At 67.5% G+C, this 14123-nt stretch carries 16 protein-coding genes; 15 read left to right on the forward strand and 1 reads right to left on the reverse strand.

Annotated features, from left to right (window positions below; translation table 11 throughout):
* The 6 genes from A5691_RS08980 to A5691_RS09005 all read left to right on the forward strand — a co-directional run.
* Positions 1 to 955: sigma-70 family RNA polymerase sigma factor (locus A5691_RS08980; protein ID WP_067888755.1), on the forward strand; the 955-nt coding region annotated here is incomplete at its 5' end.
* A complete protein-coding gene (locus A5691_RS08985) occupies positions 945 to 2267 on the forward strand; it encodes a sugar ABC transporter substrate-binding protein (protein WP_067888753.1) in 1323 nt (440 codons plus the stop codon). The genes A5691_RS08980 and A5691_RS08985, both read left to right, overlap by 11 nt.
* The gene (locus A5691_RS08990; RefSeq protein ID WP_067748825.1) at positions 2264 to 3211 is read left to right on the forward strand and encodes a carbohydrate ABC transporter permease; all 948 of its coding nucleotides are present in this window, start codon (positions 2264 to 2266) and stop codon (positions 3209 to 3211) included. Before A5691_RS08985 ends, A5691_RS08990 begins: the two co-directional genes overlap by 4 nt.
* The gene (locus tag A5691_RS08995; protein ID WP_067748835.1) at positions 3198 to 4040 is read left to right on the forward strand and encodes a carbohydrate ABC transporter permease; all 843 of its coding nucleotides are present in this window, start codon (positions 3198 to 3200) and stop codon (positions 4038 to 4040) included. The genes A5691_RS08990 and A5691_RS08995 overlap by 14 nt, the downstream gene beginning before the upstream one ends.
* Before the next feature lie 3 nt (positions 4041 to 4043).
* Positions 4044 to 5114: an ABC transporter ATP-binding protein gene (locus tag A5691_RS09000; protein ID WP_067888750.1), complete on the forward strand. Its 1071-nt coding sequence runs from the start codon at positions 4044 to 4046 to the stop codon at positions 5112 to 5114.
* Between the two features lie 13 nt (positions 5115 to 5127).
* A complete protein-coding gene (locus A5691_RS09005) occupies positions 5128 to 6123 on the forward strand; it encodes a patatin-like phospholipase family protein (RefSeq protein ID WP_067888747.1) in 996 nt (331 codons plus the stop codon).
* 3 nt (positions 6124 to 6126) lie between these two features.
* On the opposite strand, the gene A5691_RS09010 is transcribed toward A5691_RS09005, so the two are convergent.
* Positions 6127 to 6414, reverse strand: a complete 288-nt coding sequence (locus A5691_RS09010) for a DUF3349 domain-containing protein (protein WP_067748943.1) — start codon at positions 6412 to 6414, stop codon at positions 6127 to 6129.
* Between the two features lie 216 nt (positions 6415 to 6630).
* Between A5691_RS09010 and A5691_RS09015 the strand changes: the two genes are divergently transcribed.
* From A5691_RS09015 to A5691_RS09055, 9 genes are all read left to right on the forward strand, one after another.
* Positions 6631 to 7464 (forward strand): DUF3097 domain-containing protein, encoded by an 834-nt coding sequence (locus A5691_RS09015; protein ID WP_067779678.1) that lies wholly within the window; start codon positions 6631 to 6633, stop codon positions 7462 to 7464.
* Between the two features lie 59 nt (positions 7465 to 7523).
* Positions 7524 to 8702, forward strand: a complete 1179-nt coding sequence (gene efeO / locus A5691_RS09020) for an iron uptake system protein EfeO (RefSeq protein ID WP_082950216.1) — start codon at positions 7524 to 7526, stop codon at positions 8700 to 8702.
* Entirely contained in the window at positions 8699 to 9982 is a 1284-nt protein-coding gene (gene efeB / locus A5691_RS09025; RefSeq protein WP_067779680.1) for an iron uptake transporter deferrochelatase/peroxidase subunit, read from the forward strand. The genes efeO and efeB overlap by 4 nt, the downstream gene beginning before the upstream one ends.
* A 163-nt stretch (positions 9983 to 10145) precedes the next feature.
* Positions 10146 to 10670 carry an OsmC family protein gene (locus A5691_RS09030; protein ID WP_067748850.1) on the forward strand — a complete coding sequence of 175 codons (525 nt, stop codon included), beginning with the start codon at positions 10146 to 10148 and terminating at the stop codon, positions 10668 to 10670.
* 16 nt (positions 10671 to 10686) lie between these two features.
* Positions 10687 to 11160, forward strand: a complete 474-nt coding sequence (cynS, locus tag A5691_RS09035; RefSeq protein ID WP_067779683.1) for a cyanase — start codon at positions 10687 to 10689, stop codon at positions 11158 to 11160.
* Positions 11157 to 12224, forward strand: coding sequence for an acyl-CoA dehydrogenase family protein (locus A5691_RS09040; protein ID WP_067779685.1), 1068 nt, complete (start codon positions 11157 to 11159; stop codon positions 12222 to 12224). Before cynS ends, A5691_RS09040 begins: the two co-directional genes overlap by 4 nt.
* 10 nt (positions 12225 to 12234) lie before the next feature.
* Entirely contained in the window at positions 12235 to 12855 is a 621-nt protein-coding gene (locus tag A5691_RS09045; RefSeq protein WP_067779687.1) for an RNA polymerase sigma factor, read from the forward strand.
* Positions 12852 to 13121, forward strand: coding sequence for a hypothetical protein (locus A5691_RS09050; RefSeq protein WP_067888745.1), 270 nt, complete (start codon positions 12852 to 12854; stop codon positions 13119 to 13121). The genes A5691_RS09045 and A5691_RS09050 overlap by 4 nt, the downstream gene beginning before the upstream one ends.
* On the forward strand, positions 13118 to 14029 hold the full coding sequence (locus A5691_RS09055; protein WP_067779690.1) for a formate/nitrite transporter family protein: 912 nt from the start codon (positions 13118 to 13120) through the stop codon (positions 14027 to 14029). Before A5691_RS09050 ends, A5691_RS09055 begins: the two co-directional genes overlap by 4 nt.
* Positions 14030 to 14123 lie beyond the last annotated feature (94 nt).

Here is a 14123-nt window from a genome sequence, read left to right on the forward strand (position 1 = left end):
CTTCGACGCCGACCGGCGGCACCTGAGTGCGGTCGCGTTCCAGCTGTTGGGCTCGGCCGCCGATGCCGAGGACGCGGTCCAGTCGGCGTGGCTGAAGGCCAGCCGCGCGGATTACGGCGCGGTCGACAACCTCACCGGCTGGTTCACCACCATCACCGCCCGCGAGGCGTACGACCAGCTCCGCGTCCGCAAACGGCGCGCCGAACATCCGCTCGCCACCACCGAGGAACTGGATCGGCTCGAAGCGGCCGCGTCGCCGGCGGACGAGGAGACCCTCCTGACGGAGTCGGTCAGCAATGCGCTGCTCGTGGTGCTCGCCCGGCTCTCGCCCGCGCAGCGCGTCGCATTCGTGCTGCATGACGTGTTCGCGGTGCCATTCGAGAGGATCGGCGACCTGCTGGACCGCTCGCCGGAAGCGGCGAAGAAGTTGGCGAGCCGGGCGCGCGGGCGGCTGCACGGCGACCCGGGCGGCGAACCGGATCGCGCGGCAAAGCACCTGGAGATCGTGGAAGCGTTTCTCGCCGCGTCCCGCGGCGGTGACATCGCGTTGTTGCTTGAGCTGCTGGCCCCGGACGTGGTGCGCACGGTCGATCGCGCGCTGGTGCCCGATGACGTGCCGACCGAGCTGCGCGGCGCCGGGCAGGTCGCCGAGGAGACCCGCCGATTCGCCCAGCGGGCCCGCGCCGGTGTGGTCATGCTCGTCGACGGGGCACCGGCCATCGTGATAGCGCCATACGGGCACGCCGAGGCGCTGCTGCTGATCACCGTCGGAACCGATGACCGCATCCACGCGATCGACATCACCGGGGATCCCACCCGGATCCGGTCGGCCGCGCTGGCACTCCCGGGCGGGCCGATCCAGCAACACCACAGCCGCATCGGGTACCAAGGACATCAGACGCCGCCGGCCGGGCGGCCGGCAACGGGGCGAGAACGGAAGGACCATGCTCGATAAGCCGTTCCCGCGGCGCCGCCTGCTGCGTGGCGCCGCCGCGCTGACGGCGGCATCGGTGACGCCATGGGCCGCCGGCTGCGCCCCGCAAGACGACGCGTTGACGTTCTTCTTCGCGGCCAACCCCGACGAACGCGATGCCCGGATCCGCATCGTCGACGAGTTCACGCGGCGCCACCCCGACATCAAGGTTCGTCCGGTGCTTTCGGCCCCGGGCGTGATGCAGCAGCTGTCGACGTTCTGCGCCGGCGGCAAGTGCCCGGACGTCTTGATGGCGTGGGATCTGAGCTACGCCGAGTTGGCCGCGCGCGGCGTGCTCCTGGACCTCAACACGATGCTGTCCCGCGATCAGGCCTTCGCGGCCGGGTTGAGATCCGATGGCATCGGGGCGCTGTACGACACCTTCACGTTCAACGGAGGCCAGTACGCGCTTCCCGAGCAATGGTCCGGCAACTACCTGTTCTACAACAAGCGGCTCTTCGCCGAGGCCGGGGTCCCCGCGCCGCCCACTTCGTGGCAACAGCCGTGGAGCTTCACCGAATTCCTGAACACCGCCACCGCGCTCACCAAGCGAAACGGAACCGGGCGAGCCGGCCAATGGGGGTTCGTGAACATGTTCGTGTCGTACTACTCGGCCGGGCTGTTCGCGATGAACAATGGGGCGCCGTGGTCCGCCCCGCTGAAGAACCCGACCCACTTCAATTTCGGTGACGATGCCTTCACGGAGGCGGTGCAGTTCTACGCCGACCTGGCCAACAAGCATAAGGTCGCGCCCAACGCCTCCGAGGTGCAGTCGATGTCGACGCCGGACCTGTTCGCGACGGGCAAGGCGGCCATGGCGATGGGCGGCCACTGGCGATACCAGACCTTCATCCGGGCCGAGGGCCTGGACTTCGATGTCACGTCGTTGCCGGTGGGGCCACGACGGCAGGGGCAGGCCGCCCACTCCAACATCGGCTCCACCGGACTGGCCATCTCCGCCAGCAGTCAACGCAAGGAACAGGCGTGGGAATTCGTGAAATTCGCGGCCGGCCCCGTCGGGCAGGCGTTGATCGGTGAATCCAGCCTGTTCGTTCCGGTGCTGCAATCCGCGCTCAACTCGCCCGGATTCGCCGCCGCACACCGCAACGTCGACAACCTCACCGTGCTCACGCAGGGCCCGGCCTATTCCGAGGGGCTGCCGGTCACCCCGGCGTGGGAGAAGATCGTCGCCTTGATGGACCGCAGTTTCGGGCCCGTGCTGCGCGGATCGCGGCCCGCGACATCGCTGGCCGGCCTGGCGCCCGCCATCGACGAGGTGTTGCGCGCACCATGACATCGGTCGAAACCAGCCCCGCCACCCGCAAACCCGCCCGGGGCGCGGGCCCCTGGCGCCGGCGCGCCTGGGCCGGCCGCCTCTTCGTGGCGCCGAACCTGGCGGCCGTCGCGTTGTTCATGCTTTTCCCGCTGGGATTCTCGCTCTACATGAGTTTTCAGCGGTGGGACGTGTTCAGGCCACCGAAGTTCGTGGGCCTGAAGAACTTTCAGGAGCTTTTTACCTCCGATCCGCTCTTCCTCATCGCCATCCGCAACACCGTCATCTTCACCCTCGGGACGGTCGTGCCGACCATCGTCGTCAGCCTCGTCGTGGCCGGTGTGCTGAACCGCAAAGTCAAGGGCATCGGCATCTTCCGTACCATCGTCTTTCTGCCGCTGGCCATCTCGTCGGTGGTGATGGCGGTCGTCTGGCAATTCGTCTTCAACACCGACAACGGGCTGCTCAACATCATGCTGGGCTGGGTTGGGGTCGGTCCGGTGCCGTGGCTGGTCGAACCCCGCTGGGCCATGGCCTCACTGTGCATCGTCAGCGTGTGGCGCAGTGTGCCGTTCGCCACCGTCATCCTGCTCGCGGCGATGCAGGGCGTTCCCGAGACCGTCTACGAGGCGGCCCGCATCGACGGGGCGGGCGAGATACGGCAGTTCACCTCCATCACGGTGCCGCTGATCCGTGGGTCGATATCATTTGTCGGCGTCATCTCGATCATCCACGCGTTCCAGGCTTTCGACATGGTGTACGTCCTCAACGGCGCGAATGGCGGGCCCGAAACCGCCACGTACGTCCTGGGCATCATGCTGTTCCAGCACGCGTTCTCCTTCCTGGAATTCGGGTACGCGTCCGCGCTGGCGTGGGTGATGTTCGCCATCTTGCTGGTGCTGACCGTGGTGCAGCTGCGGATCACTCGGCAACGGTCCTGGGAGACTTCTCGTGGCCTCAGCTGAGCGCCTGTTCACGCGCAACGTCGTCCGCGCAGTGCTGGTCTACACCGCGCTGATCGCCATCGCCTGGTGCTGGTTGTTCCCGATCGCCTGGGCGGTGTCCGGTTCGTTGAAGAGGGAAGGCGAGATCACCGAGCCGAAGCTGCTGCCGGCGCACCCGCGCTGGTCGAACTACACCGAGGTGTTCTCGCTGATGCCCTTCGCGCGGATGTTCTTCAACACCGTGCTGTACGCCGGGTGTGTGACCGCCGGGCAGGTCTTCTTCTGCTCGTTGGCCGGATACGCGTTCGCGCGATTGGAGTTTCGCGGACGCGACACGTTGTTCGTGCTGTATCTGGGCACGCTGATGGTGCCGCTGACCGTGACCGTGATCCCGCAGTTCATCCTGATGCGGACCGTGGGGTGGGTCGACACACCCTGGTCGATGATCGTGCCGGGCCTGTTCGGCAGCGCTTTCGGCACCTACTTGATGCGTCAGTTCTTTCGGACGCTCCCAACCGACCTGGAGGAGGCGGCGATACTCGACGGTTGTTCGCCATGGCAGATCTACTGGCGAATCCTGTTGCCCCACGCCCGTCCCGCGGTCATGGTGCTCGCGGTGCTCACCTGGGTCAACGTCTGGAACGACTTCCTGTGGCCGCTGCTGATGTTGCAGCGCAACAGCCTGGCCACGCTGACACTCGGCCTGGTACGACTGCGGGGGGAATACGTCGCGCGCTGGCCGATCATCATGGCGACGTCGATGCTGATCATGCTGCCGTTGGTGCTCATCTACGCCATCGCACAACGGTCCTTCGTCAGGGGCATCGCCGTCACGGGACTCAACGGATAAGGCATGGCCTCAGTAACTTTCGAGCAAGCGACGCGGCGCTACGCCGGAACGGATCGCCCGGCATTGGACAGCCTCGACCTGGAGGTCGGCGACGGCGAATTCGTCGTGCTGGTCGGCCCGTCCGGATGCGGAAAGACCACCTCGCTGCGGATGGTGGCGGGGCTGGAGACGCTGGACTCCGGCCGCATCAGGATCGGCGACCGCGACGTCACCACCGTCGATCCCAAGGACCGTGACGTGGCGATGGTCTTCCAGAACTATGCGCTCTACCCGCACATGACCGTCGCGCAGAACATGGGCTTCGCCCTGAAGATCGCCAAGACACCGAAGGCAGAAATTCGTGACCGCGTCCTGGACGCGGCCAAACTGCTTGACCTGCAACCCTATCTGGGCCGCAAGCCCAAGGACCTCTCAGGCGGGCAGCGCCAGCGGGTGGCGATGGGACGGGCGATCGTGCGCCGCCCGCAGGTCTTCCTGATGGATGAGCCGCTGTCGAACCTCGACGCGAAGCTGCGCGTGCAGACCCGCAACCAGATCGCGGCGCTGCAGCGGAGGCTGGGCACCACCACCGTCTATGTCACCCACGACCAGGTTGAGGCGATGACCATGGGGGACCGCGTCGCCGTGCTGCGCGACGGCGTGCTACAACAGTTCGCCGCCCCTCGCGAGCTGTACCGCAACCCGGTGAACGTCTTCGTCGCGGGGTTCATCGGGTCGCCGGCCATGAACCTGTTCACGCTGCCGATCGTTGATTCCGCTGTGTCGTTGGGGGATTGGCACATCCCGCTACCGCGGGAGCTCGCCGACCCCGCGAGTGAGGTCGTCGTGGGGGTGCGCCCCGAGCATTTCGAGCTGGGCGGTCAGGGCGTCGAGATGGAGGTCGACGTGGTCGAGGAGCTGGGGGCCGACGCCTACCTGTACGGCCGAATCACCGGTTCCGGCAAGGTCATCGATCAGCCCGTCGTGGCGCGTGCCGACGGGCGCCGGCCGCCGGAGAAGGGCAGCCGGGTGCGCCTGCACCCGGAACCGGGGCACCTGCACTTCTTCGGCATCGACGGCCGACGAATCTGCTGAGGGGGGTATGGCTATGCCCGACGTGAGCGCATCCCGCGCCGACCTGGTTTGCGAAGGCGGCGGCGTCCGGGGCATCGGGCTGGTCGGCGCGGTCGACGCGCTGACCCAGGCGGGCTACCGGTTCCCACGGGTCGCGGGCAGCAGCGCGGGCTCGGTCGTCGCGTCGCTGGTGGCGGCGCTACAGGTCGCGGGCGAACCGCTGAGCCGGCTTGCGGAGGTGATGCGGTCGATCGACTACCGGAAGTTTCTGGATCGCAGCGTGATCGGGCGCGTACCGCTGATCGGCGGCGCGCTGTCGCTGCTGGTGTCCGACGGCGTATACCGCGGGGCCTACTTGGAGCGGCTGCTCGAGGGACTGCTCGCCGACTTGGGCGTGCGGACCTTCGGCGACCTGCGCACCGGCGAAGAGCCGCAGCAGTTCGCGTGGTCGCTCGTGGTGACGGCCAGTGACCTGTCCCGCCGCCGGCTGGTGCGCATTCCCTGGGATCTCGGTTCCTACGGCATCGACCCCGACGACTTCCCGGTGGCCCGCGCCGTGCACGCCTCGTCGGCGATTCCGTATGTCTTCCAACCCGTCCGGGTGGGCGGCGCCACGTGGGTCGACGGTGGCCTGCTGTCCGACTTCCCGGTGGAGCTGTTCGACCGCCCGGGGGCGCAGCCGCGCTGGCCGACATTCGGGATCCGGCTGTCCGCGCGTCCGGGGATCCCGCCCACCCATCCGGTTCATGGTCCGGTCTCGTTGGGAATCGCGGCGATCGAGACGCTGGTGAGCAATCAGGACAACGCCTACATCGACGATCCGTGCACCGTTCGCCGCACCATCTTCGTTCCCGCCGAGGAGGTCAGCCCAATCGACTTCGACATCGCCGCCGAGCAGCGCGACGCCCTGTACCAACGGGGAGTGCAGGCGGGCGAGGAATTCTTGCGGACCTGGAGCTACCCGGACTACCTGGCGGCCTGCGGCGGCCCGGGGAAGGGCGGGACTGCGCAGAGCCAGAATCCGCGGTGAAGGCTATCCGCGCGCGCAGCGGATCTGATTGAGGCGGTGCTCAATCCGCTCGACATCGGCGGGCAACGGCAATTGGTTGGTGACACGCGTGATTTCCACGCCGATATCAACGGGGTTGATCGGCCAGAATTGGCGTCTCATGAGTTTGGTTGCGATGGCGCGGATCTCGTCGTCGGAAAGTCGCCGGCGAGCCAGGGCCGCCAAGGGGGAATATCCGGTCGTCGGCATGCCGGCGGGGTATCCGGCCCGCACGAAAGCAACGATGCTCGACACCCACAGGGCCAGATCCATCATCCCACCTCGCTCACCGCCGCTTGAGAATTGGCGGCAGATCTTACGACTAGCAACGTACCATCGGCAACGTCATCAGCTCGGTAACGCCACACAGTTAAAACGCACTTTTTACACGCCCGCGAAGTCCGAAAACGAAAAGCGATCTTCGCCACGATGTGCCCTGGCGGGCGCGCCCTAACGACGTTTGACCGCAAGGCTTTCTACTATGGCCGCGTGGCTGATCGCTATGGAACCGATGTCCTTGCCGCGGGCCGGCGCAAGCCCCGCTCGACCGAGCACCCGGCCGAGCTCGGCCTGGTGGTCGAGGACGCGCAGACGGGCTACGTCGGTGCGGTGGTGCGAGTCGAGTACGGGCGGGTCGACCTGGAGGACCGCCGCGGGCACGTGCGTGGCTTCCCTTTGGGCCCAGGCTATTTGCTCGAGGGCCGTCCGGTGATCCTCACGGCGCCACGCCGTGTGGCGCCGGCCGGTTCCACGCGAACGGCGTCGGGCTCGGTGGCAGTTCCGGGCGCCCGCGCCCGGGTCGCCCGCGCCAGCCGGATCTACGTCGAGGGCCGCCACGATGCCGAACTCGTCGCGCAGGTGTGGGGCGAGGACCTGCGGATCGAGGGGGTCGTCGTCGAGCACCTCGGCGGCGTAGACGACTTGGTGGACGTGGTGGCGGAATTCGCGCCCGGTCCGGAATGCCGGCTCGGTGTGCTCGTGGATCACCTCGTCGCGGGTTCCAAGGAGGCACGGATCGCCGATGCCGTGCGGCGGGGACCTGGTGGCGCCCACACCCTGGTGGTCGGTCATCCCTACGTTGACATCTGGCAGGCAGTCAAGCCCGAGCGGCTCGGCCTGGCGGGCTGGCCGGACGTGCCGCGCCACATCGAGTGGAAACACGGCGCATGCCAGGCGCTCGGCTTGCCGCACGGGAGCCAGGCGGACATCGCAAGGGCCTGGCGCCATATCCGTTCCCGGGTGCGCGACTGGAATGACCTCGAGCCGGCGCTGATCGGCCGGGTCGAGGAACTGATCGACTTCGTGACTCAGCCGGGCCCGTGACCGACCGGCGTCCGGCCGGGGGAAGACGCTGTCGTGGATTACCGCTGGCGGCAGCGGCCTTGGTCGTCGCGGCGGCGACCGCCTGCGGTCCGTCCGGTCGCGAGGTGAGCCGCGGGACGCCCGGCGGCCCGAGCGCGGTGAAGGTGACGCTCGCCAACCGGGGCGGCAAAGACGCCTGCACGGTGGACAACGCGAACGTCGCCGCCGGCCCGGTGACGTTCACGGTCGCCAACACCGATGCGCCCGGCATCAGCGAAGTCGAGTTACTCAGGGGTGAGCGGATCGTCGGCGAGAAGGAGGACCTCGCTCCCGGGTTGGCCCCGGTGTCGTTCACCGTGACTCTCGATGGCGGGCCGTATCAGCTGTATTGCCCCGGCGCGGTGGACGAATACCAGACGCTGACGGTCACGGGCCGGGCGGCGCCGGGGCTGGCCGGCGGCGTCGCGGACTCCCTCGACAGCGCCACCAAGGACTACGCGGCGTATGTCGTCCAGCAGATCGGTCAGCTCGGCGACGGGGTCAACGCACTCGACGCGGCGGTGCGGGCGGGCAACATCGACGCCGCGAAAGCCGCTTACGCCAAAGCGCGCCTGTTCTGGGAGCGTTCCGAGTCCGCCGTCGAGGGCTTCATCTTGCTGGGTTTCGCGGTCGGCGACAACGCGGGCCGCCTCGACTATCTGATCGACATGCGCGAGTCCACTCCCGTCGACGCCAAGGTCGGCTGGAAGGGGTTCCACGCCATCGAACGCGACCTGTGGCGGGGCGGAGCGATCACGCCCGGGACGCAGGCCCTCAGTTCCGAATTGGTCGGCAACGTAGCCAAGTTGACCGCCATCGTCGCCCTCCTGCAGTACAAGCCCGAGGACCTGGCCAACGGCGCCAGCGACCTCGTCGAGGAGATCCAGAACACCAAGATCACCGGGGAGGAGGAGGCTTTCAGCCACATCGACCTCGTCGACTTCTCCGCCAACGTGGAAGGCGCTCGGCAGGCCTACGCATCGCTGCGGCCCGGGCTGGAGAAGATCGACGGCAATCTGGTCGCCCAGATCGATCGCGAATTCCACACGGTGCTGGCCACTCTGGACGGATACCGCGATCCGTCTGAGTTGGGTGGCTTCCGGACCTACACCGCGGCGCTGCAAGCCACCGACGCCGCCAAGCTGACCGCGGTCATCCAGCCCCTGCACCAGAGCCTGTCGGCGGTCGCCCCAAAAGTGGCTTCGGCGGGCCGACCATGAGCGAGGTCAGGGCCAAACCCGATGAAGGCGAGGCGGTTTCGCGTCGGCGTATGCTCGGTGGCGCCGTCTTGGCCGGGCTCACCGGCGTCGCCGGGGGAGGGGTGGCCGGTTACGCGCTGGCTGCCGGACACGATGGCGGCGCGGCCGGCGGCGGCGACGACGACGTCGACTTGCGCCGCAGTTACCCCTTCTACGGCCAGCCGCATCAGGGTGGAATCGCCACGCCGCCACAGCGTTACGCCATGTTCATGTCATTTTCGCTGGCCGCCGGAGCCCAGCGCGCGGAGCTGCAAACGCTGCTGGCACGCTGGTCGGCCGCGGCCGCGATCCTGCAGCAGGGAAAGCCGGTCGGCACCGTGCAGCCCCGGGTCGACGTGCAGCCACCTGTCGATACCGGCGAGGCGGTCGGGCTGAGCCCGGCCAGCCTCACCGTAACCATCGGCTTGGGACCGTCGCTGTTCGGCGACCGGTTCGGGCTCGCCCTGCGCCGACCCGCCGTGTTCACCGAGTTGCCCCCGCTCAACGGGGACAACCTGGACCCCCGCCTGCGCGGCGGCGAACTGTCCGTCCAAGCTTGCGCCGACGACCCGCAGGTCTGCTACCACGCCGCGCGAAACCTGGCCCGCCTGGGCCGCGACGTCGTCTCGCCGTCCTGGGCGGTGCTGGGATTCGGACGGGCCTCAGCCGGCCCGGGCCAACACACCCCGCGAAACCTGCTGGGATTCAAGGACGGAACCCGCAACGTCGTCACCGATGCCGAGTACGACCGATTTGTCTGGGTCCGCGATAGTGACCAGCCGTGGATGAACGGCGGAACGTATCAGGTGGTGCGCAAGATCCGGATGCTGCTCGAGACATGGGACGTCGACCGCATCGGCAATCAGCAGCGGATATTCGGCCGCACCAAAGAAGAGGGCGCACCCCTGAGCGGCGAGGGCGAATTCGATGCCCCCGATTTTGCCGCCAAGGGCGGCGACGGCAACCCGCTCATCGATCCGATGTCCCACGTCGCCCTGGCCGCCCGCGAGAACAACGACGGCGTCATGATCAGGCGCCGGTCCTACAACTACACCGACGGCCTCGACGCCAACGGCCAGCTCAACGCCGGGCTGCTGTTCGTTTCGTATCAAAAAGATCCGCAAGATTTTATCCGCCTGCAGAACCGGTTGGGCGCCCACGACCTCCTCAACGAATACATCCGCCACATCGGCTCAGCTATCTTCGCGGTGCCACCCGCGCCCGCCGAAGGCCACTACATCGGGCAAAGCCTTTTCGGCTAAGCAAATCTCGCCGAGCGCGGGTCGCCGTCGGGTGGGGGCCGCGTTTCGGCTGTGTGAGCAGTCGTGTCGGTCAGGTAAATCAAAACCCTCCGCCGTCACGCATCGGCCGCCGCCGAGCACTAACTCCGTGAAGCCGCAAGATCAGCGAGAACGGAGGGATCACATGACCGACGCGCTAGTCATCGACGCAGAAGGCCTCGACAAGCTGTCGTGTAACGCCAGGGCCAACCCGGAGACCGGCAGGAAGACCCTGAAAGCCAAGACGGTCTGCGAAACCGGATTCCGCAACATGACCTACGTCCGCGACCTGGCGCCGATGCTGGTGGGTGAGCCGCCTGCCCTGCTCGGTGACGACTCCGCGCCCAACCCCTCCGAGACCGCCCTGGCCGCCCTGGGCTCGTGCGTCTCGGTGGGCCTGCTGGCGAATGCGACGCATCGCGGGGTCACCCTGACCAAGATCGAGGTCGAGATGGAAGGCGACATCGACATCTCCGCGGTGTGGGGCGTGGGCGACACCCCCGAGGGGAAGCGCCTCGGCTTCAGCGCGGTGCGCTGCAGGGTGACGCTGGCCGGAGACGCCGACGAGGCGACCCTGAAGGAGATTCACGACAACGCCATCGCCTGGTCACCCGTCGTGAACACGTTCCGCAACCCGGTCGCCGTCGACTCGACGCTGGCCACGGAATAGCCACGGGGAAGCTGCTGTGGCAACGGTATTGACGAAGCCCGCTCTCGCCGAGGCCATCAGGTTGGCCCGCGCCAAGCGCGGACTGAGCTGGGTGAAAATCGCAGAATCCATCGGGAAGGACCCGGTGTGGACGGTCGCGGCGTTACTCGGGCAGCACCCGATGACGGCCGGCGACGCGTCAACGGTCGCGGCACTGCTCGGCCTCGACGACGAGGCTGTCGCTGTCCTGCAGCTGATGCCGTATCGGGGTTCGGATGCGACCATGACGACAGACCCGACGATCTACCGATTCCATGAGGCGCTGACCGTCTACGGCCCGGCGATCAAGGAACTCATTCACGAGGAATTCGGTGACGGCATCATGAGCGCGATCAACTTTCAGCTGAGCGTGCAGCGGCGCCCGCACCCCGAGGGCGACAGAGTGGTCGTCACTTTCGACGGCAAGTTCCTCGACTACGCGTGGAAGCACTCGGCACAGGAGGTTTTATGACGGCGACGATGAACCCGGCGGCCGGCCAGCTGGATGCCGGACTGTTGGAGGACATTCGGGCCCACGCCGGGGGACTGGACCGGGGGGAGCATCAGTCCCGCCGCAGCTTCACCGCCCTGGGCGCGGCCGGGCTTCTCGGGGTGGGCGCACCCGCCAACGCCGACGGCAGGCTGCCCGAGATGGCCGAGGTGATCCGGCGTATCTCCGGGGAATGCATGAGCACCGGGTTCTCGTTGTGGGCGCACCGAATGGCGGTGGAATACTTGCTCAGGGCGGCAACGCCTTTCAGCGTCGACGCGGCTCAGTCACTGCTCGCCGGCACCACGCCGGGGGTGACCGGCATGGCGTCGGCGTTCAAGGAGGCGGCGGGCTGCGGCAGCGTCGAGTTGACGGCCACGCCGATCGAGGGCGGCTACCGGGTGTCCGGTCCTATCAGGTGGGCGAGCAACCTATACCCCGACTCGACCATGGTGACCGCGGTGCGCACCGATGCGGGCGAGCGGCTGATCGTGGCCCTGCCGTTGAGCACGGCGGGGGTGGTGGTGGGCGATCACTTCGAGCTGCTGGCAATGGGTAGCACCGCCTCGTCATACCTGAACCTGACCGACGTGCCCGTGCCCTCGGCCCAAGTGTTGTCCCGAGACTTCGAGGGATTCCTGCAGGCGGTCCGCCCGACGTTCCTGGTCCTGCAGTCCGCCATGTGCCTGGGTCTCACCAGGACCGCGGTGGAGCAGGCCAAAGGCGGCCTCGGCGGCGTCAACTCGGTGTTCGCGGCGGAGGTCGACAACGTCGCGGAGAAGCTCGCCACCGCGGAGGCCACCCTGGCGGGTCTGGCCGCGGCGGTGGGCGGGGATGACCCGCCCACCAAGCGGGAGCTGTTGTCGCTGCGCCTCGCCGCGGCCGAGCTGTCCAGCGCCAGTGCCGATCTCGAGATCCGCACCGCCGGCGGCAAGGGCTACGCGAGCAGGACATCGGCGAGCCGCCGCTACCGGGAGGCGGCGTTCATTCCCGTCCAGTCCCCGTCGGAAGGGCAGTTGCGCTGGGAGCTGGCCGCATGCGGCTGAGTGCGAGACGATGGTGACCCCGGTGGCGGTGCCGCCGGGTGGCACCGAATCCGAACGGGCGGTCGGCGGCATCCCGCTGGCTAATCTGGTGCGCGACTTTCACCGGCCGATGATCAATTTCGCGCGCACCATGGTGGATTCGCCGGCGGTGGCGGAAGAGGCGGTGCAGGAGGCGTGGGTGCAGGTCCTGCAGTCCGCGGATTCCTTCGAGGGCCGTTCGTCGGTCGGGACGTGGCTGTTCGGGATCGTCAAGAACACCGCCTCGCGGCACCGGCGCCGGGAATCCCGCATTCGCGACCACGAGGTGCTTTCCGCGGAAGACGTGGACCCCCTGGCGGGCCGCATGCATCCCGCCGGCCATCCCGATGCCGGGCACTGGAGCCTTCCACCGTCCCGGCGCTTCCTGCCGGAGGACCGCACCGTGGAGAACGAGCTCGTCGGTTACGTCCGCACCGCGCTGGACGCGCTGCCGGAGCGGCAACGGCAACTGGTCATCCTGCGTGACATCGTCGGCACCCCGGCCGAAGAGGCCGCCAAACTTCTCGAGCTGACCGCCGAAGGGCAGCGCGCGCTCCTCTACCGCGCCCGGGGAAATCTTCGCAACGAATTGGAAAAGCGGTATCGCCGATGACCGTGCACGACAACACTGTCCCCGCCATCGACTGCGTCGACTTCGTCCGACTGGTGGATGAACTCGTCGATTCCGACCCCCGGCAGTGGGGCCCCATCGTCGCCAAGCACCTCGACGAGTGCCCCCCATGCCTGGTCTACCTGCAACAGATGCTCGACCTCAAGATCCTGCTCAACCACGTCTTCGAAGGGGAGAGGCTCAGTGATGAGCACATCTCGGGGGTCATCAACGCGATCAACGCTTTACGGAAGGACGAGCACCCATGACGATCAATGCGCCAGCGCCGCAACTGGATGGCAAAGCGTCACCACCAAAGCTGTTCGCAGACATCCCGTCTGACACCAAGGCGACGATCCCCGACGATCCGTTCGAGCCGCTGAGCGTGGGCGCCATGGTCGACCGGGTGGCCGCCATGGCGGTCGAGAAGGCTACGCACCCGTGGGCGTTCCTGATGCGTTCCCTGGTCGGCGGCGTGATGGTCGCGTTCGGAGCGCTGCTGGCGCTGATGGTGAGCACCGGGGTCAAGTCCCCGGGCATCGCGAGTTTGCTGATGGGGCTGGCGTTCGGCATGTCCTTCGTCCTGATCCTGGTGTCGGGCATGTCTTTGATCACCGCCGACATGGCCGCGGGATTTCTCGCCGTCCTGAATCGCACGATGAGCGCCGGTGGTTATGCCTTCCTGGTCGTCGTGGGCCTCATCGGCAACGTCCTCGGCGCGCTGCTTTTCGTCACCGTTTGCGGCGCCGCGGGAGGCCCGTATCTGGGTGCCTTCGCCGAGCGGGCCGCTACCGTGGGCACCCAGAAGGCCGGCCAGCCCTTCTTGACCGCACTGCTCCTCGCCGTCGTGTGCACCTGGTTTCTGCAGACCTCGATGTGCATGTTCTTCAAGGCCCGCAGCGACGTCGCCCGAATGGCATTCGCGTTCTACGGCCCGTTCGCGTTCGTCATCGGCGGCACGCAGCACGTGATCGCCAACGTCGGCTTCCTCGGTATTCCCCTGCTGCTCAACCTGTTTCACCCGGCGGCACCCCGGGGCACGATCGGTTGGGGATTCGGCGACCACGGCTTGCTCACCAACCTCGGCGTGACCACCGTCGGCAATCTGATCGGCGGGACATTGTTTGTGGCGTTGCCCTTCTGGGTCATCGCGCAGCTGCAACGGAAAGCCGTCTGACCGGCGAGTGACCGTGGCGTTAAGGGCGCCTTAACGCCACGCCGGTAACAGCCCTCCGTCCCGGTGGTTAGGGACTTAAGCCTCACGACCCACG

This window comes from Mycobacterium sp. E183, from assembly GCF_001667735.1.
Classification (GTDB): Bacteria; Actinomycetota; Actinomycetes; order Mycobacteriales; family Mycobacteriaceae; genus Mycobacterium.